General features: G+C 60.5%; 15 protein-coding genes and 2 riboswitches. Of the genes, 5 read left to right on the forward strand and 10 right to left on the reverse strand.

What is annotated here, in order from left to right:
• Nucleotides 1-5 precede the first annotated feature (5 nt).
• The 3 genes from AC1RT6_RS13040 to AC1RT6_RS13050 all read right to left on the reverse strand — a co-directional run bounded on the left by AC1RT6_RS13040 (nucleotide 6) and on the right by AC1RT6_RS13050 (nucleotide 4,491).
• Nucleotides 6-872, reverse strand: a complete 867-nt coding sequence (locus tag AC1RT6_RS13040; protein WP_472790673.1) for an autotransporter-associated beta strand repeat-containing protein — start codon at nucleotides 870-872, stop codon at nucleotides 6-8.
• Between the two features lie 238 nt (nucleotides 873-1,110).
• Complete coding sequence (gene metE / locus AC1RT6_RS13045) at nucleotides 1,111-3,447, reverse strand: 5-methyltetrahydropteroyltriglutamate--homocysteine S-methyltransferase (RefSeq protein ID WP_079448083.1); 2,337 nt, start codon at nucleotides 3,445-3,447, stop codon at nucleotides 1,111-1,113.
• 105 nt (nucleotides 3,448-3,552) lie between these two features.
• Nucleotides 3,553-3,785: riboswitch (cobalamin riboswitch) on the reverse strand.
• Between the two features lie 37 nt (nucleotides 3,786-3,822).
• The gene (locus tag AC1RT6_RS13050; RefSeq protein ID WP_079448140.1) at nucleotides 3,823-4,491 is read right to left on the reverse strand and encodes an epoxyqueuosine reductase QueH; all 669 of its coding nucleotides are present in this window, start codon (nucleotides 4,489-4,491) and stop codon (nucleotides 3,823-3,825) included.
• A 187-nt stretch (nucleotides 4,492-4,678) separates the two neighbouring features.
• Nucleotides 4,679-4,879: riboswitch (cobalamin riboswitch) on the forward strand.
• 117 nt (nucleotides 4,880-4,996) lie between these two features.
• Between AC1RT6_RS13050 and AC1RT6_RS13055 the strand changes: the two genes are divergently transcribed.
• Both AC1RT6_RS13055 and AC1RT6_RS13060 read left to right on the forward strand, forming a co-directional pair.
• Nucleotides 4,997-7,906: a ribonucleoside-diphosphate reductase subunit alpha gene (locus tag AC1RT6_RS13055; RefSeq protein ID WP_079448084.1), complete on the forward strand. Its 2,910-nt coding sequence runs from the start codon at nucleotides 4,997-4,999 to the stop codon at nucleotides 7,904-7,906.
• Nucleotides 7,907-7,962: 56 nt separating this feature from the next.
• Nucleotides 7,963-9,138: a ribonucleotide-diphosphate reductase subunit beta gene (locus AC1RT6_RS13060; protein ID WP_079448085.1), complete on the forward strand. Its 1,176-nt coding sequence runs from the start codon at nucleotides 7,963-7,965 to the stop codon at nucleotides 9,136-9,138.
• 48 nt (nucleotides 9,139-9,186) lie between these two features.
• Here AC1RT6_RS13060 and AC1RT6_RS13065 read toward each other — a convergent pair whose 3' ends face one another.
• On the reverse strand, nucleotides 9,187-10,395 hold the full coding sequence (locus tag AC1RT6_RS13065; RefSeq protein WP_079448141.1) for an MFS transporter: 1,209 nt from the start codon (nucleotides 10,393-10,395) through the stop codon (nucleotides 9,187-9,189).
• A 242-nt stretch (nucleotides 10,396-10,637) separates the two neighbouring features.
• A complete protein-coding gene (locus AC1RT6_RS13070) occupies nucleotides 10,638-11,084 on the reverse strand; it encodes a VOC family protein (RefSeq protein ID WP_079448086.1) in 447 nt (148 codons plus the stop codon).
• Between the two features lie 135 nt (nucleotides 11,085-11,219).
• Here AC1RT6_RS13070 and AC1RT6_RS13075 point away from each other — a divergent pair, with 135 nt between their 5' ends.
• Nucleotides 11,220-11,690 (forward strand): MarR family winged helix-turn-helix transcriptional regulator, encoded by a 471-nt coding sequence (locus AC1RT6_RS13075; RefSeq protein ID WP_079448087.1) that lies wholly within the window; start codon nucleotides 11,220-11,222, stop codon nucleotides 11,688-11,690.
• Nucleotides 11,691-11,904: 214 nt separating this feature from the next.
• Nucleotides 11,905-12,501, forward strand: coding sequence for a hypothetical protein (locus tag AC1RT6_RS13080; protein ID WP_210189130.1), 597 nt, complete (start codon nucleotides 11,905-11,907; stop codon nucleotides 12,499-12,501).
• Nucleotides 12,502-12,610: 109 nt separating this feature from the next.
• Here AC1RT6_RS13080 and AC1RT6_RS13085 read toward each other — a convergent pair whose 3' ends face one another.
• Together AC1RT6_RS13085 and AC1RT6_RS13090 are read right to left on the reverse strand one after the other, a co-directional pair.
• Nucleotides 12,611-13,651, reverse strand: a complete 1,041-nt coding sequence (locus tag AC1RT6_RS13085) for an MBL fold metallo-hydrolase (protein WP_079448089.1) — start codon at nucleotides 13,649-13,651, stop codon at nucleotides 12,611-12,613.
• Nucleotides 13,652-13,919: 268 nt separating this feature from the next.
• Nucleotides 13,920-14,378, reverse strand: coding sequence for a DsrE family protein (locus tag AC1RT6_RS13090; protein WP_079448091.1), 459 nt, complete (start codon nucleotides 14,376-14,378; stop codon nucleotides 13,920-13,922).
• A 547-nt stretch (nucleotides 14,379-14,925) separates the two neighbouring features.
• Between AC1RT6_RS13090 and AC1RT6_RS13095 the strand changes: the two genes are divergently transcribed.
• Nucleotides 14,926-15,597, forward strand: coding sequence for a DUF938 domain-containing protein (locus AC1RT6_RS13095; RefSeq protein WP_079448092.1), 672 nt, complete (start codon nucleotides 14,926-14,928; stop codon nucleotides 15,595-15,597).
• A gap of 30 nt (nucleotides 15,598-15,627) precedes the next feature.
• On the opposite strand, the gene AC1RT6_RS13100 is transcribed toward AC1RT6_RS13095, so the two are convergent.
• The 3 genes from AC1RT6_RS13100 to AC1RT6_RS13110 form a co-directional block, all read right to left on the reverse strand.
• Entirely contained in the window at nucleotides 15,628-16,665 is a 1,038-nt protein-coding gene (locus AC1RT6_RS13100) for an amino acid ABC transporter substrate-binding protein (RefSeq protein WP_079448093.1), read from the reverse strand.
• A 54-nt stretch (nucleotides 16,666-16,719) separates the two neighbouring features.
• The gene (locus AC1RT6_RS13105; RefSeq protein WP_079448094.1) at nucleotides 16,720-17,322 is read right to left on the reverse strand and encodes a L,D-transpeptidase; all 603 of its coding nucleotides are present in this window, start codon (nucleotides 17,320-17,322) and stop codon (nucleotides 16,720-16,722) included.
• 311 nt (nucleotides 17,323-17,633) lie between these two features.
• Nucleotides 17,634-19,214, reverse strand: a complete 1,581-nt coding sequence (locus tag AC1RT6_RS13110) for an efflux transporter outer membrane subunit (protein WP_338013180.1) — start codon at nucleotides 19,212-19,214, stop codon at nucleotides 17,634-17,636.
• Between the last annotated feature and the right edge of the window lie 5 nt (nucleotides 19,215-19,219).

Consider the following 19,219-nt stretch of genomic DNA (forward strand, 5'->3'; position numbering starts at 1 on the left):
GGCGCCTACGGAGGCGCCTTGCGGTAAATCGCGGCATAGGCATCGCGCTCCGAAGCGCTGCGCGTCTTCCCGTTGGCGGCATAGCCGAGTGCGGTGGTATCGTCCGCATAGGCCGTCGGAATGAATGATGCGCCATCGCCGCCACGTCCGGCCATGAACGGGTCGGTCATCACGCCCATGAACAGGTTCATCGCGTTGAATGTCGCCTGCTGAGTGCCGGTACCCAGTTCGCCGGAAACCTGCGTCAACCCCTGCGGCGACAGCGCGCCGAACGCCAACGGAGTCTCGCCGGTGCTGTTGAAGAAGTTGGTCAGCATGGTCGCAACCGCTTGTTGATTGCGATTGAGACCGCTGGGCAGGACAAAATCCAAAGTCAGATCGAGATAGGCATTGTTGCCGTCATGAGCCAGCGAGCTCTTGAAGTTGGTCGGCAGGTTGGTGTTCACCGGGCCTGAAAACGTGCCGCTGACGCCGCCATCGGCGGTGAGAATGGTGTAGCGTTTCGCGACGTATGCGCCGGGAGCGAACTGCGCCGCCACGGTCGCTCCACCCAGCGTCGCCGAACCGGTCACATGAGTGAAGTCTGACGCGGTTGGCGACACTTCGACCATGTAGGTCGACGCCGCAGTCAGCACGAGATTACCAGCTACCGTCAGCGTGCCGATCGAATTGCCCGGCGACAGCGTGCCGCCATTGATTGTGGTGTTGCCGACGATGCCGTTGCCGCCCAGCGTGCCGCCTGCATTCACCGTCGTCAGCGACGACGATACGATCGAACCGTTCACCGAGAGTGTGCCGGCGTTCACTGTCGTCGTGCCGGTATAGGTGTTACTCCCCGACAGGGTTAGCGTATCGGCGTTGTTTTGGATCAATCCGCCATTACTCGTGATAGCATTCGCGACCGTTGTGCCTGCATTGTCTTGTGCATTCAGATCGTCAGGTCTCGCCGAGTACGCTCAATTCTTCGTCTTCATACGAGGTTTCCCGCATTTTCGATCGCTCACTGCACACGGAGCGCACACGTCGTAACCGCCGGGAGAGAGACGGCCGGGCACATCTCTCTCCCTATATATGCGCGTTCGGCGCAGCCGATCGTCCGCGGCCCGCGCGTTAACGCATCAGCCTCGCCGCCTCCACCATGTTGACAAGCGCCGGCCTGACCTCTTCCCACTTGCGGGTCTTCAACCCGCAATCCGGATTGATCCAGATCTGCCTGTCGGAAAGGCGCTGGCGTGCAAGTTTGAGCAGGCCGGTCATCTCATCAACCGCAGGCACCCGCGGTGAGTGAATGTCGTAGACGCCGGGACCGATCTCGTTCGGGTATTTGTAGGTCTTGAAGGCGTCGAGCAGCTCCATCTTGGAGCGCGACGTCTCGATCGAGATGACATCAGCATCCATCGCCGCGATCGCGTCGATGATGTCGTTGAACTCCGAGTAGCACATGTGCGTGTGAACCTGCGTTGCGTCGGCGACGCCGCTCGCACACAGACGGAAACATTCGACAGCCCAGTCGAGATATATCTTCCATTCGGACCGGCGCAGCGGCAGCCCTTCGCGCAGCGCGGCCTCGTCGATCTGGATCATCGACGCTCCGGCTGCCTCCAGGTCCGCGACCTCGTCGCGGATAGCAAGTGCAATCTGCCGGCAGGCGAGACGACGCGGCACGTCATCGCGTACGAACGACCAGTTGAGAATAGTGACGGGACCGGTGAGCATGCCCTTCATCGGCTTCGGCGTCAGGGATTGCGCGTATTTCCACCAGCCGACGGTCATCGGTTTGGGCCGGGACACGTCGCCGAACAGGATCGGCGGACGAACGCAGCGCGAGCCGTAGCTCTGCACCCAGCCATACCTGGTGAAAGCGAATCCGGACAGCTGCTCGCCGAAATACTGCACCATGTCGTTGCGTTCGAACTCGCCGTGCACGAGCACGTCGAGGCCGATGTCTTCCTGCCAGCGGATGGTTCGTGCCGTCTCCTCCCGCAGGAACGTCTCGTAGTCGGCGTCGCTCAATGCCCCCTTGGCGTGCGCCGAACGCGCCTTTCGAACCTCGGCGGTCTGCGGGAACGAACCGATCGTGGTGGTCGGGAACGACGGCAGGCCGAAGCGTTCGCGCTGCAATTTCGCGCGATCTGCAAACACGCGCTTGCGCCGTGCCATGTCCGAGGTGACGGCTGCGATCCGCGCCGCAACTTTCGCGTCGTGAACCTTCGGCGACATTTTGCGGGCCATCGCGGCCTTCGCGGATGCATCCACCGCATCGGCAACCGACGCGCGGCCGCTGGCCAGGGCTTCACCCAGCGTCGCCAGTTCAGCCATCTTTTGCACCGAAAACGCGAGCCAGCTCTTCAACTCGGCATCGAGATCGGCTTCCAGCGCCACGTCGATCGGCACATGCAGGAGCGAGCAGGACGGCGCGATCTGCACGCAATCGATGCCACGTTTGGCGACCATGAATTCCAGACGATCGAGCAATACGGGGAGATTAGCGCGCCAGATATTGCGGCCGTCGATCACGCCGAGGGACAAGACCAGATCCTGCCTCGCCTTTGCCACCACAATGTCGAGTTGTTCCGGAGCGCGAACGAGGTCGAGGTGGAGGCCCGCGACCGGCAGCGACAACGCAGTATCGAGATTATCGCCCAGACCGCCGAAATAGGTCGTCAGCATGATCTTCAGCTTCGGCAGAGCGCTCGCGAGCTGTTCGTATGTCACGCGCAACGCCTTGCGGGTCGCATCGTCGAGATCGAGAACAAGACAGGGTTCGTCGAGTTGCACCCATGCGGCGCCCTCTGCGGCAAGGCGCTTGAGCAGATCGATATAGACCGGCAGCAGGCCGGAGAGCAGCGACAGCGGATCGAAATTCGCGTCCTTGCTCTTGCCGAGCTTCAGATAAGTGACGGGACCGAGCAGCACCGGCCTTGTCTGATAGCCGAGTGCCTTGGCCTCGCGATATTCGTCGACGGCCTTGAGCGACGAGAGTTCAAACCGTTGGCCGCTGGTGAATTCAGGGACCATGTAGTGGTAATTGGTGTCGAACCACTTGGTCATCTCCTGCGCCGGCGCACCATGCGCGTGACCGTCGCCATGATGACCATGCGTGCAGCTCGAATCGTGATCTTCGCCTTGCGCGCCCCGCGCCATCGCGAAGTAGGTTGCAAGCGGCACCGGCCCGCTTTTCCATCCGTAGATGTCCGGGATCGCGCCAACCATCACGCTGGTGTCGAGCACATGATCGTAGAGCGTGAAATCGTTCGACGGGATGACAGTGACGCCGAGCGACTTCTGTCGCGCCCAGTTCGCGGCCCGCAATCCGGCTGCCGCTTCAAGTAACGCGGATTCGTCGGACTTGCCCGACCAGTAGCTTTCAAGCGCGATCTTCAGTTCACGGCGCGGACCGATGCGCGGCGTGCCGAGCGTAGCAACAGGAAGAGAGGAAACTGACACGGCTTACCCCATATGTTGGGGGCTGGGCCTTAGCGACGCGGCATGGGATTCATGGGGTGCTCGCCATGAAAACCGCAAGCGCACCACCGGGACACCCCGCCCGAGGACGACTATGTTGTCGGGGCAGGTCTCCTGGCTCGCGGGTCTCAGCTTTGGTCCGGCCTTCCCGGGATTGCTCCCAGTGACACTGATGGACCACGGCTCACCGCTTACAGTTGCGGGGGCAGCGCCGGCATTACCCAGATCCATGGACGAAGACCCATGGACCAGAGCGCACCGGCTTCCCTCTTAGCTCCGGGCTTGAATTGTCCCGGAGAACCTCGACGCCAACCCTATGGGCCACCGTCCACGGGCCGTCAACCGGCACCGCGCATCTTATGTCGGGTCCGAATCCTCGCCGTGCCGGTAGAATTGCGTCCCGATCACGATCGGCGGACGACCCTGATCCCGGCGGTGCTGATTGGTATCGCGCAGCGAATAGACGCAGCCGCAATACTCCTGTTGATAGAATTGCTCGCGCTTGCTGATATCGATCATTCGCTGCGAGCCGCCGCCCTTGCGCCAGTTGAAATCCCAATACGAGAGACCGTCATAACGTCCGGCCGCGCGATGGCCGCAGTCGTTGATCTGCGCCATGTTCTTCCAGCGGGAGATACCGAGCGACGAGGTCATCACCGGGAAACCATGCTCATGCGCATGGAGCGCGGTGCGCTCGAAGCGCATGTCGAAGCACATGGTGCAGCGCGCCCCGCGTTCAGGTTCCCACTCCATCCCCTTGGCACGGGCAAACCAATTGTCCTTATCGTAATCGGCATCGACGAACGGCACGCCGTGCTTCTCCGCGAAGCGGACGTTTTCGTCCTTGCGCAGCAGGTATTCCTTCAGGGGATGGATGTTCGGATTGTAAAAAAAGATCGTGTAATCGATCCCCGATGCGAGCATCGCTTCCATCACTTCGCCCGAGCAGGGCGCGCAACAGGAATGCAGCAACACCTTTTTTTGCCCGTTCGGGGGCGTCAGGTTCGGTCGGACGAATTCGGTCACGGCGGACTCGGCGGTTGAGCGGCGAAACAAACGCCGCGGCAAATCTGCGCAGATAATGGTCTGTATGATCGAAGCGTCAAGAGTTGGACAGAGCGAGGGTTGCACAGCGTTTTTCGCCGAACTGTGAATTACGAGAATTGTGAAGCCGGAGTCGAAACGATCTGTTGACTCGGAATTTGGTGCGGCTACTAGATATGGTGGTCACGGTCTCTCGAGTCGCAACACCGAGAGCTAAAGAGGGAAGCCGGTAGTGCCGGCGCTGCCCCCGCAACTGTTAAGCGGCGAGCCGAAGTCCATTGAGTGTCACTGGGATCGCAAGGCCCTGGGAAGACCGGACGGACGCTGAGACCCCGCAAGCCAGGAAACCTGCCGTGACAGCCGAAACGTTCCCTGGGCGGGGTGTCCCAGCGGGCCGCTTGACGGGAATCGCGGCGTCCGCCGTGGGATTTCCTGCGCGCGTCTCCCGCCTGACCCCGGCTCGCAACAAAACTGGGGTCTTGAGCCGATGTCTCTCGCAACCGAAGCTGCGCGTGCTGTGCGTCCGTCTTTGCCTGCTGCGGCTGCGATGCCGCCCAGCGAACCCGCGTATCAGGTCATTCGGCGCAACGGTTCGGTCTCGCCGTTCGATTCATCGAAGATCGCCGTCGCGCTGACCAAGGCGTTTCTTGCGGTCGAGGGAACCAGCGCCGCCGCCTCGCGCAGGGTCCATGACACCGTCACTGAGTTGACCGGCCAGATCGTCGCCAGCCTGTCGCGGCGGTCCGACGCCGGCCGCACCTTCCACATCGAGGACATCCAGGATCAGGTCGAACTCGCGCTGATGCGGAGCGAGCATCACAAGGTCGCGCGCGCCTATGTGCTCTATCGCGAGGAGCGCGCTCGCGAACGGGCGAAGGCGCAAGGGTCGAAGGCAAAGAAGGGCATCCAGGCAGTGGTGACGCCAGTGCTGCGGATGAAGTTGGCTGACGGATCGATGGTACCTATCGATACCAAACGCCTCGCCGCCGTGGTGGAGGAGGCCTGCGCGGGGCTCGCGGATGTCTCTTCCTCCGCGATTCTGACTGAAACCCATCGCAACCTTTATGACGGCATCAGCGTGGACGAACTGGCGCTGGCGACGATCCTTGCCGCCCGCACGCTGGTCGAAACCGATCCCGATTACGCCAAGGCCAGCGCCCGGCTGCTGCTCGACAAGCTACGCCGCGAGGCTTTGAGCTTTGTCTCGGGACGGTCCGAGCAAGCCACGCAAGCCGAGATGGCAGAGCGCCACGCGGATTACTTCCGCGCTTATGTGCGAACGGGCATCGACAACGAACTGCTCGATCCGGAGATCGGCCGTTTCGACCTCGACCGGCTTGCGGCTGCGATGAAGCCGGAACGCGACCTGCGATTCGACTATCTCGGACTCCAGACGCTCTACGATCGCTACTTCCTGCACGTCCGCGGTGTGCGTTTCGAGCTGCCGCAAGCATTTTTCATGCGCGTCGCCTGCGGCCTCGCGCTGCGCGAGATCGATCGTGAGGAGAAGGCGATCGCGTTCTACGACCTGCTCTCATCGTTCGACTTCATGGCCTCGACGCCGACGCTGTTCAACGCCGGCACGCTGCGCCCGCAGCTCTCGTCCTGCTTTCTCACGACTGTCGCCGACGACCTCGACGGCATCTTCAAGGCGATCAAGGACAATGCGTTGCTTTCCAAGTATGCGGGCGGGCTCGGCAACGACTGGACGCGCGTGCGTGGGCTCGGCGCACATATCAAGGGCACCAACGGCGAAAGCCAGGGCGTGGTGCCGTTCCTGAAAGTCGCGAACGATACCGCGATCGCCGTCAACCAGGGCGGCAAGCGCAAGGGCGCGGTGTGCGCATATCTCGAAACCTGGCACATCGACATCGAGGAATTTCTCGACCTGCGAAAGAACACCGGCGACGACCGTCGCCGCACCCATGACATGAATACGGCGAACTGGGTGCCGGACCTCTTCATGCAGCGCGTCGAAGAAGATGGCGTCTGGACGCTGTTCTCACCCGACGAGACGCCGGACCTGCACGATCTCGCCGGCAAGGCCTTCGCTGAACGCTACGCTCACTATGAAAAGAAGGCTGCGGGCGGCGAGCTACGGGTGACGAAGCAGGTCCGAGCTGTCGACCTGTGGCGGCGTATGCTGACCATGCTGTTCGAGACCGGGCATCCCTGGATCACCTTCAAAGACCCCTGCAACCTGCGCTCACCTCAGCAGCATTGCGGCGTCGTGCATTCCTCAAATCTCTGCACCGAGATCACGCTCAACACCTCAAAAACGGAGATCGCGGTCTGCAATCTCGGCTCCGTCAACCTGATGAACCACCTCAAGGACGGTAAGCTCGACCACGAGCACCTCGCGCGCACGGTCAAGATTGCGATGCGCATGCTCGACAACGTGCTAGACGTGAATTTCTACACCATTCCGGAGGCGCGGACCTCGAACCTGCGGCACAGGCCGGTTGGGCTCGGCGTCATGGGCTTTCAGGATACGCTCAACATCCTGCGCCTGCCTTATGCGTCGGACGACGCCGTGGCCTTCGCAGACGAGAGCATGGAAGCGATCGCCTATTACGCGATTTCCGGGTCGGTCGATCTCGCGGCCGAGCGCGGCCGCTATCCCTCCTATCAAGGATCGCTGTGGTCGAAGGGTATCCTGCCGCTCGATTCCCTCACGCTGGTCGATGAGGCGCGCGGCGTAGCAGTCGAGATCGACCGTTCCAGCCGTCTCGACTGGGCCTCGCTGCGCGAGAGCGTCATGACCATCGGGATGCGCAATTCGAACTGCATGGCGATCGCGCCGACCGCGACGATCTCCAACATCTGCGGGGTGTCGCAGTCGATCGAGCCCGCCTATCAGAACCTCTACGTCAAATCCAACATGTCCGGCGACTTCACGGTAGTGAACGCGCATCTCGTGCGCGATCTCAAGGCACGCGGCCTATGGGACGAGGTGATGATCTCGGATCTCAAGTATTTCGACGGCAGCGTCGGTCAGATCGACCGCGTTCCCGATGATCTCAAGGCACTCTATGCCACCGCCTTCGAGATTGACTCAGGCTGGCTGATCGACGCCGCGTCGCGCCGGCAGAAGTGGATCGACCAGGCGCAGTCGCTCAATCTCTACATTGCCAATCCGAGCGGCAAAAAGCTCGACGCGCTCTATCGCCATGCCTGGAAACGCGGCCTGAAGACGACCTATTACCTGCGCTCGCGGTCGGCGACGCATGTCGAGAAATCCACGCTCAAAGGCACCGACGGCAAGCTCAACGCTGTGTCCGCGGCCGTTTCCGCCGCAGCGCAGGACGGCCATGCGAATGGACACAATCGCTCCGACAACACTGAAGGCTGGAAAGCCTGCCGCATCGAGGATCCCACCTGCGAGGCGTGTCAGTAGCCTCATTTCGTGCTCGCGCGTCGCTTGCACAAAGAAGAAACAATCAGGAACACCCCATGCTCGATTGGTCCGACACCTCTTCTCCCGCACTGGCACGATCCGCTCCGCCGCAGACGCTCGCGCATAACGACGTGACGTCTGATCCATCGCCTTGCGTGACAATGACCGACACCTCTGTCGATGCCACCGGCCTCGGCGAAATCGATCGCGGCGCTGCGCGGGTGCGCGTCGACGACAAGCGGATGATCAACGCCCGCGCCGACGTCAACCAGCTCCTGCCGCTCAAGTACCGATGGGCCTGGGAGAAGTATCTCTCCGGCTGCAATAATCACTGGATGCCGACCGAAGTGTCGATGCAGGCCGACATCGCATTGTGGAAATCGAAGGACGGCCTCACCGATGACGAGCGGCGCATGATCAAGCGCAATCTCGGCTTCTTCGCGGCGTCTGAGTCGCTGGTCGCCAATAACATCGTTCTGGCGATCTACCGCCACCTCACCAATCCCGAATGCCGGCAATATCTGCTTCGCCAGGCCTTCGAGGAAGCCGTCCACACCCACACCTTCCAGTACATCGTCGAAAGTCTTGGTCTCGACGAGGGCGAATTGTTCAACATGTATCGCGAGGTGCCCTCTATCACCGACAAGGCGGCCTGGGCGCTCAAACACACGCAGCATCTCGACGACCCCGGCTTCAAGACCGGCACGCCGGAAGCGGATCAGGCGTTCCTGCGCGACCTCGTCGCGTTCTACGTCGTGTTCGAAGGGATGTGGTTCTATACGGGCTTCGTGCAGATCCTCTCGCTCGGCCGGCGCAACAAGATGGTGGGCATCGCCGAGCAGTATCAATACATCCTGCGCGACGAGTCGATCCACCTGAACTTCGGCATCGACATCATCAACCAGATCAAAATCGAGAACCCGCATCTCTGGAGCAAGCATTTCCAGGAAGAGGTGCGCGCCATGCTGAAGAATGCCGCCGAGCTCGAAGCCGCGTATGGGCGGGACACCATGCCACGCGGGTTCCTTGGCCTGAATGCCGCGCTGTGCGAGACCTACATGCACGTCATCGCCAACCGGCGATGCGCTCAGCTCGGGCTCGCGCCGGTGTTTCCCGAGGCCGACAATCCCTTTCCGTGGATGAGCGAGGCGATGGATCTCAAGAAGGAGAAAAACTTTTTTGAGACCCGCGTCATCGAATACCAGAATGGCGGCGCACTTGCGTGGGATTAACAGGACCGCAGAATGCCGACCGAATAAATCGGAAGCACCACACCTAACTTAAGCCGCCGCCATAGCCTCCCTCCTAGGGAAGAACGGCCGAAAGCTCATCAGGATCAGCATAGCCATCAGGCCCATGCCCCACGAACCGACATACATCAGCGCGTAGCTGCCGAAATGGTCGTAGATCAGCCCGCCCAGCAGCGGGCCGGTCGACATGCCAAGGCTGCCGGCCATCGCGGTGCCGCCGATGATCGTGCCCATCATCTTCAACGGGAAATTCTCCCGGATGATCACGGCATAGAGCGGCATCGTTCCGGCGTAAAGGAAGCCGACCACCACCGCCACGGCGTAGAAACCGCCGAGCTGGTTGACGAAAGCATAGGCGAGTACGCCGAAGGCCTGCGCCATCAGTCCGATCACCAGAACGCGTTGCGCACCGAACCGATCTCCCGCAAGGCCGAACCCGATGCGACCGAACATGCCGGCCAACCCCTCGATGCTGTAGATCGACACCGCAGCAATCATCGGTATGCCGCACGTCACCGCATAGCTCACCGTATGAAAGATCGGGCCTGAGTGAGTGGCGCAGCAGAAGAAGTTCGCCAGCATCAAAATGATGAACTGCGGTGAACTCACCGCTTGCCGGACGGTCATGTTCGATTGCGTCTCACTCATTGTCATCCCGGCCGGTCCGCCCTCCAACGCCGGCGGCCGACGCACGAGCAGTGCGGCGGGAATCATCAGAACCGCGGTGAGAGCAGCGATGATCAGCATCGATGTCCGCCAGTCATGGATCGTGACCAGCCAGGCTGCAAGCGGCGCCATGGTCATCGGCGCCATGCCCATGCCTGCGGAGACCAGCGAGACGGCAAGACCGCGCTGCGTATCGAACCAACCGGTCACGCAAGCCATCATCGGCGCAAGGATGGCGGCGGTTGACGCACCGATCAAAAGACCAAATTGAAATTGAAACGCGATTAGCGATTCCGCCCGGCTGGCGAGCGCCAAGCTCGCCGCCAGCGCGACCGACCCCGTGAGCACCACCGGGCGTGGGCCGAACCTGTCGGAGAGGTTGCCCCACACCATGCTGGCCGCCGCCATGGCGAGGAAACCGATCGTCATCGCCGTGGATATGCCGGTGACGGACCAGCCGGTGTCCTGCGACATCGGCCGCAGGAAGATAGGCAACGAAAACATGGCGCCGATCGCGACGCAGCCCAAGAGGCCGCCCGCCGCAACGATCACCCAGCGATAGTAATGATTCATGGTCCTTGCCCGACGCTCCTGCTCCATCGGGCGGCCTGCCCGCCCGATGTCCCAAGGACGCATCAGCACGGTCGGTGCCGACAGCCGCCTGCTTTTTATTCCTGGTGTTTAGAACCCCGCGCCTGATGGAATCAGACGCGAGGTTCTATAATTTGTTTGACGCGTTTCTTTACGCGAACCGTTATCTGTCCTCGGGGTCAAGCCCGAGAGCATGCTTCGCTCGAAACGCTATAGACATGCGATCAGCCTTGCGGCGGTTTCCAGTCAGCCGATGGAATGACGTTGATCATCCAGGGGATGCCGAACTTGTCGGTCAGCGTGCCGAAGCCGGGCGACCAGAAGGTTTCGGCGAACGGCATGCCTGCTTTGCCGCCTTCGGAGAGCTGATCGAACCAGCGCCGGGCCTCGGCCATGTCATTCGTGTGCAGGGTAACGTCGAAGCCATTCTTGGGTTTGTCGATGTTAGATGCCCATCCGACGTCCATGTCGGCGCCCATCAGCGCCTGATCGCCAACATCGAGCCAGCAATGCATCAGCCAGGTTTTGTACTTCTCGTCCGTGATCGGCATGCCCGGAGGCGCATCGCCGTAGGGCATGGCTGCCTTGATCGTCCCGCCGAGGACTTTGGCGTAGAACTCGAATGCCTCGCGGCACTGGCCCCGGAAGCTAAGGCTGGTCACGATCTTCATGTTGGCTCCTTTCTCACAGGGGTGTTGACTCGCATTATGAAAGATTGAGCTGCCAGGACACGCCGCCGACGCCGATTGACGACCTCCTACATAAGTTGATATCAACGTAATGTAGCCGCGGAGTCAAGCTCCCTGATGCGTACGCTTTCGGATCCTGCTTTTGAAACCACGATTCTGGTGCGCGACACCTGCTTGTGCCTCCATGCCCAGAGGGCAGCGCGAGCGATCGCACGCCGCTTCGATATCGTGTTGAAGCCGGTTGGCCTCACCAGCGGACAGTTCTCCCTGCTCATGTCGCTCAACCGGCCGCAGCCACCGAACCTCAGCAGCGTAGCGGCGCTGCTGGCGATGGACAGGACAACCTTGACTGCCAATCTCAAGCCGCTGGAGCGTCGGCGTCTTGTCAAAACAATGGCCGACCCAAAGGACGGGCGCGCCCGACTGTTGCAGCTGACGCCTCATGGCCGGGCCGTTCTGGCCGTGGCGGTGCCGATCTGGCGACATCTTCATGCGGAAATCGAAAAAGAGCTCTCAGACCCGGATCGTCTGCGCACCGAACTCAACACTTTGTCGACATTTGACAATCGCGGCAGTGTCGCCGGCTGACGCAAAAGACATTCTAGCTAGAACCACTTTCTATTAGGGCTTTCGCTCTGACGGAATCAGAAGCGGGACTCATGATTTTGATCTGACATGTTTTCTTCACGCGAAACGGTCTTCGCTCGAAGCGCTATAAATAACGGCTGCCCCGCTAACTTCTCTTCGTTATATTCCGTCCCCTGAATGGAGTTGGTAAGCAGGGATGACAATGCAGACGAGCATGGAGAAACAAGCACTTTTCGTTTTAATCGCCATTTTGGTTGCGGCCCCTGACGTCCACGCCGCGCCCGATCTTATTGACGACGCAGCCGGCTCTCAGGCCTGCTTCACCCGCAGTTACGATGCTGCTCATCTGGCAAAAAACCCGACTCAGAAGACGACTTCCATGCGGTTCGCGCTGCGGCGCGAAACTTATCCCGATAGTGTTGACACTCCGCTCCAAACATTCGCCCGGCTGGAAATCATGCGGCGTAACGACGCCCGTCCGTGGCGGGCTATCGGGCAATGCGCGTTTGACCAGCAAGCGAACCGCGCCGATGAGCACGCCATCGTCTCAGGCTATCCGCATGCGGACGGCATCGCTTGCCACATGACTGGCGAGAATCTCGATGCGGAAGGCGGCATCTTCATGATTGAAACCACCGATAACGGACTAAAGGTCTACATCGATGATGACATCAACATGCGAACAGAGGCGCGGGTAACGGAGGGGCCGGGCGAGTACATTGCTTTCGGACCGGCAGACAGCCTCTTCATTCTCAATCGCGCTGCGGACGACGCCTGCTCGGACCTTCAGAAAGCAATAAAGGCCGAATGAACGCTGTGACAGTCGTCGACTGTTCGACACGGGCGGTGACCTTCCTTTCTGAGGAATTTTGACGGTTAACGGCCGTCATGGCCCCGGTGCACACGCCCACCGTGACCCGTCAGCCCGCGACCACTGGTCCGCCGGCTTTCTTCCAGGCATCGATCCCGCCCTCGATATGCACCGCGTTGGTCAGGCCAGCGTCCTTCGCCGCGGTAACAGCCATGGCCGAACGCTCGCCGAAGGCGCAGAAGAACACGATGCGGCGCCCGGTCGCGGCGGCTACCTCGCGCAACATTCCGCCTGGTTTCAGACTGTCGGCGATATCAGGATAGGGCGCATGCAGCGCGCCGGTCAGTGTGCCGTGTTTGGCGCGCTCATGGGCTTCGCGAAGATCGACCAGCAGGATATCGGGCTGACCGAGCCGGGCGATCGCCTCGCGCGGCGTCAGCGCCAGTCCCCGCTTCGCCAGATCGTCCTGCCTGAGACCGACATGCATGTTGGCAGGAATCACCACATCCATCAGCTTCGGATTCGGCAATTTCAGATTGTTCATCAGTTCAATGTATTCGTCTATCGAGCGCACCTGAAGCCGCGGATTGTAGCGCCTCTCTTCTCCGATAGTGGAGACCGTATCGCCCTTGTAGTCGTGCGCGGGAAACACCATGGTTTCGTCGGGCAGCTTCAGGAGCCGGTTGAAAATCGAATCGTACTGCGCACGCGCACTGCCGTTCTGGAAATCGGTGCGGCCGGTGCCGCGGATCAGCAACGTGTCGCCGGTGAAGACACGATCGCCCATCAGGTAACTGTAGGAATCGTCGGTGTGGCCCGGCGTGTACATCACGTCGAGGCCGATGCCCTCGATCTTGATCTTATCGCCGTCGCTGACTCGCATCGAAACCACGTCGGCTTTGGTCTGCTCGCCCATCACGGTGACGCATTGGGTGCGATCACGCAGCTCACCTAGTCCGGTGACATGATCGGCATGAAGATGTGTGTCGATGGCCTTCACAAGCTTGAGATCGAGCTCACGCAGCAACTGGCAGTAACGGTCGACCTTTTCCAGCACCGGATCGAGAATCAACGCCTCACCGCCAGCACGGCTCGCCATCAGGTAGCTGTAGGTGCCGGAAACGCTGTCGAACAACTGGCGAAAGATCATAATCGTACGACCCTCCTCCTGTGCAGATTTTCTTACCGTGAGGTATTCCAGCAAATTTATGCTGCTGGCGGGCGATTGCAACCGGTCACAAGTCCAGATCGCTGATCACTCGACCGCCGCTCTGGCGGCTGGCCTCTATCGCCACGGAGTCAACTGGTCTCGATCACAGCGCGGCGGCGAGCATAACGGTTACGCAGCAACCCCAGCAGGCCGAAGCGATCAACAACAGCCGCGAATGCGGTGCTTCAGAGCGTTGGTCAACCGTTGATCACGGCCGCACATAGCTCCAACCCTGTTCCTGCAACTCCAATAGCCGCACCACGCCCAAGGGCACAATCGTTGTTCCGGGCAGCATCTCAAGCAGATGGCCTTCCTTCTTCTCCATACTCTGCTTGGTGTTGTTGCAGGCCGAGAACTGGATCTTACTGGGGGATGCCGTTTCCCGTATCTGCTTGATGCGCTCCTTCACAGGCGACGAATCTATGCGCAGCATGTGGATACCCGGGCCGCACGCCATGATTTCGACGGCCACCGTCTGGTCCAGTCCGCGATAGTGCTCGATCACGTCTGTGGCGTTGTTCAGCGCGAAGTCCATGGTGCGCCGATCGTTCTGGTCGACCTGGATCACAAGGCGATGCTGCGGCTGCGGCTCGGCGGCGAAACCATGCGAGGTGAATGCGATCAACAGCCCTGCTGCGGCGATGATAGGACGCATAAATCGGCGCATAGATACCTCCTGTAGCCGTCGCGATCTTCTGGGCACGGTCGCTGTGTCGGCGCCTGCGTGTTCTCGAACAAATCCTCTCGCGGGATCAGGCTCGGGCAGCACGGAGAACACCGGTAACAGTAGCGTACGTCGCGCACATTGCCTTTGGCAAGCTCAAGGTTGAACACCCGAGCAATTTATCCAATCGACCCGGCATCGATGACGGCGTCGCGCCACTCTGAGCCAGCCCCAAGCTTGAGAGCGGCATCTATGCCGCCGCGCGCGAGTGATGGCATCGGCCCTGCCGGCATCTCGCGCAGTCATCGACCAGCCTTAAAACCAGCTTGCGCGAACCGCCGTGCAGAACCCTGCCAAATTACAGCGGAACGGGGCCGAGTAGCTTCGGCATAATCCCCGACTTGATCTCCGTCTTCACGGCCCGCATGTTAGATCGGATCGCTCAGTACATCCACGATTCCGTCGGCGTTATACTGGATGTCTGGCAAGCTGGAATGATGCCCGGACCAGCGATCCTGCAGGATTCCCTCGGAATGAAAGGTATCCGCCCATGCCCGACTACGGTGAATTTCGCAACGACAGCCGGCGTGGAGCTTCCGATGAACGGCTCGACGCGGCTGCGTTTCACCGCAACCATGTCGCGATCTGGACGGTTCTCGAAAAATTCCTGCGCGGCAAGACAGGTAACGTGCTCGAGGCCGGCAGCGGCACCGGACAGCATGTCGTTTTCTTCGCGCGGCAGTCGCCCGGCATTACCTGGTGGCCGACCGATCTTAACGACCATCATCTCCGGAGCATCGCAGCGTGGACCGCTCACGAGAACCTAGCCAACGTCCGGCAGCCCCAGCGGATCGACCTATCGAATCCATGCCAATTGGCGGAAATGAACGATGGCCACGGCGCGTTGCTCGCGGTGTTCTGCGCCAATGTGATCCATATCGCGCCGTGGCGCGTCGCCGAGGGCCTGATCGCGGGCGCCTCACACTGTCTGCGTCCTGATGGGCGGCTGTTTCTCTATGGACCGTTCAAGCGAAACGGGCGACACACCGCGCCAAGCAACGAGGCGTTCGATGCCAGCCTTCGCAATAACAATCCAGAGTGGGGCGTACGCGACGTTGACGAGGTGGCGACGCTGGCGCAGCAAAACGGCCTGACGCTGACGGACATCACTGAAATGCCCGCCAATAATCTGATCCTTGCGTTCGAACGAAATCAGGGATGAGCGTCGCAGCCGCCTCCCCAGCCTGCGGGATTACCGCAGCGGCGGAGCATACATGATGCCGCCCGCGCTCCAGAGTTGGTTCAAGCCGCGTGGAATCTTCAGCTTTGAATCACTGCCGATATTGCGGTCGTAGATTTCGCCGTAGTTGCCGACGCGGCGGATGATGCGTGCCGCCCAGTCCTTCGTCAATCCGAGACCCTCACCATACTGACCATCGGTACCGACCAGCCGCATCACATCTGGCTTCTTCGACTTCATCGCCTCGTCGATGTTCTTCGAAGTGATGCCGAGTTCTTCGGCATTGATCATCGCATAGAGCGTCCATTTGATGATCATCATCCAGTCGTCGTCACGCTGGCGAACAACAGGCGCCAACGGCTCCTTCGAGATCACATCGGGCAGGATGAAGCTCTCGTTCGGCTTGGTCAGCCGCAGCCGCAACGCATAGAGATGAGAAACATCGGCGGTCAGAACATCGCACTTGGCCTCGTCATAGGCCCTTAGCATGTCCTCCAGCTTACCAAACTTGATCTCCTCGTACTTCAGGTTGTTGCTCTTGAAAAAGTCCGCGAGGTTGAGCTGCGTCGTTGTGCCATCCTGTACACAAATTTTGGTACTATCGAGATCGAGCGCCGAGTCCGCCTTGCGCGAGGTACGGACCATGAAACCCTCGCCGTCATAATATGCGACCGCCGGGAAGTAGAGGTTGTAATTGGTTTCCCGCGACATGCTCCAGGTCGAGTTGCGCGCGAGGATGTCGACCTTGCGGCTTTGCAATTCCTTGAAACGTTCGTCGGCCTCAAGCGCAACCAACTTCACCTTCGCCGGATCGTCGAAGATAGCGGCTGCCACGGCGCGGCAAAAATCAACGTCGAAGCCTGACCAGTTGCCCTTCTCGTCCGAATTCGAAAACCCGGGCAGGCCAGTGTTGACGCCGCACAGCACGGCGTCGCGCCGGAGCGTTCGTTTCAGGGTCTTGGTATCGTAGCGCTCATAGGTGATCGCCATCACCGCGATAGCGGTGGCGATGGCGAGGCCTATCAGGAGGCCGCCTCGAAATGTTCGCATGGATAGCCCCTTTCGCAATATCGAAAAGTATCGGCGCAAATAACGTAATGATGATTAGAGACTGGGTTTCTGCCGCACGATCACACGCGTGCCGACCGGAATGCGACCATAGAGATCGACAACGTCGGCGTTGACCAGACGGAAGCAGCCCGAGGAAATCGCAGTTCCGATGGTATCGGGCCGGTTGGTACCATGGATGCGATATACTGTCGTGCCGAGATACATCGCGCGTGCTCCGAGCGGATTGCCGGGGCCGCCCGCCATGAAGCGCGGCAGGTAAGGCTGGCGCGCGATCATTTCCGGAGGCGGGGTCCAATCCGGCCATTCCGCCTTTCGCGAAATATTGAGAATCCCCTGCCACTGAAAACCCGCGCGGCCAACGCCGATGCCGTAGCGAATCGCGCGGCCGTTGCCCTGAATGAGATAAAGGTGACGCTCTGCGGTCTGGATAATGATGGTGCCAGGCGGCTCGGTCGTGCGATAGAGCACCACCTGCTTGCGAAATTCCGGGTCGAGTTGGAACGAATCATCGGCAACGAGACCGGGCTGATCGCCGTCGACCTGCTGCGTAACCTGCTGCGCAAAACCGAGCGTGGCCGAGAGCATCAGGCTGCCCATAGCAGCAACCGCCAGGGTCAGGTGCCGAAACGCGGTCATCGCTTGTCTCCTTTATTGCACGGCAATAATTTCCGCCTGCGTTCCCGTCAATCACATATGGCATAAAATCCGAGCGGCGGCGCGATGGCAAGCGATCGCGCGGCGCCCCACCGGAAAGCGTAAGATTTTACAGGAAACGCCCCGGCATCGGCTTCAATTTTCGAACCACCTCGGACCCAGTCAGATTCGAATCGACAAGGCGCGGCAAACTGCCCGCTTGGTATGCGCAGGACGTGCGGCTTCGTCCGGATAAAATCGTGTCCGCACGGGATGGTAGGGCGTTTACGAGCGTATAGCCCCCTACAATGACTTCAAACGGAATCCCGTTTTACAGGTCCATGACCCAGGTCTGCCTGCTTATGACCGTCTCGGTTCCACCACCCACCGCCAAGCGCCTGAAACAGCGCGACCGTATTTGCCAGTTGCGCGGCCTGCGCATCGAGACGCGCGAGGGAGGTCTGCAGATACGCCTGCTGCGTGGCTAGTAGGAGCGGCACGCTGATTTGCCCTTGATCGACCTGTTTACGCACTAACGTGATGCTCTCTGTCGCCGATCGTTCCGCGTCCGTCGCCGCACTGATCGCACGCGTGCCCGCCTGAAGGGCTCGCAAGACATCCGCAACGTTCTGAAAAGCCGCGAGAACAACGCTGCGATATTGAGCGAGTGACTGATTCGTTTCCTCTTCCGCCGCACGCTGCTTGTTTGCCAACGTCCCTGCGTCAAAAATGGTCTGCGCAGCATTGCCAGCGATCATCCCGAGGGCCGCTCCTGGAGTGGCCAATTGCGAAAATTTGGCAGCCGCGGCACCGCCACTTGCCATCAAGGTTATCTGCGGAAGGCGATTGGCGATCGCCACTCCGACCATTGCATTGGTCGAATGAAGGTTCGCTTCGGCAGCCTGAATATCAGGGCGCTGTCTTACGAGATCGGCCGGAAGACTGAGTGGCAGACGGCGGGGCATTCGAAATGACCCGAGATCGAATGTTTCCTTTGGAGCGTCACTCGCCAAACGACCGGTCAGGAATGACAACAAATGACGCTGTTGCGCGAGCTGTTTCTCGAGATTCGGCAACAACAGCCGGGTCTGCGCAACCGAGGTCTCTTGCGCCGCGACATCAGTCTGGGCAATCTGCCCCTGCTCCTGTTGCCGTCGCAGCAACTTCAAAACCTCGGTCTGCAAACCAAGGACGCGACGGGTCGCCGCGATCTGTCCCCGTACCCGGCCTTCCTCGATCGCCGCAAGTGCGATGTTGCTGGCCAATGTCAGGTAGACTCCTTCGCGCTGGAATGCGCGCATCTCGGCCTGCGAATCCGTGGACTCGACCAAACGCCGCGTCCCCCCCCACACATCGGCAAGGTACGACACGGTCACTTGGCCAGTGTGCAGACTCAAAAGGTGGGCGTTGGACTCAAGGGGAGACTGCAGATCGACCGGCACCTGCTGGCGCGACGAATTGAAGCCTCCCGTCACATTGGGAAACAGCAAACCGCGCTGGGCGAGCGCGTTGGCTTCCGCCATCCTGACCGCAGCCTCCGCAGCGGCGAGGTCCGCATTGTGCGTGATACCATCCTCCACCAGTTGGTTCAGCGCAGGCGAACGAAACAACTCCCACCATTGGGGAGGAACCTCTGCGGTGCGCACGATCGGATGTCCAGGCACACGATCTCCGGCGGGATCGGACAAGTACCTGGAAGTTTCCGGAGGCGCCTGAGGTTTGTAGTCAGGTCCAACCGCACAGCCTGAAAGCGCAGGCGACGCGGCAGTCAAAAACGCCACGATGCAACATCGCACACGGGAAAACGCCAACCCCCATCCTGTTTTCGGTGAATGAACCACCGATCCATTCTGTTGGCTTGACCGCACGAGATGCCCCTTCAACCACGGTTTCACACGAA

It is taken from the genome of Nitrobacter sp. MLSD-S21, from assembly GCF_058809865.1.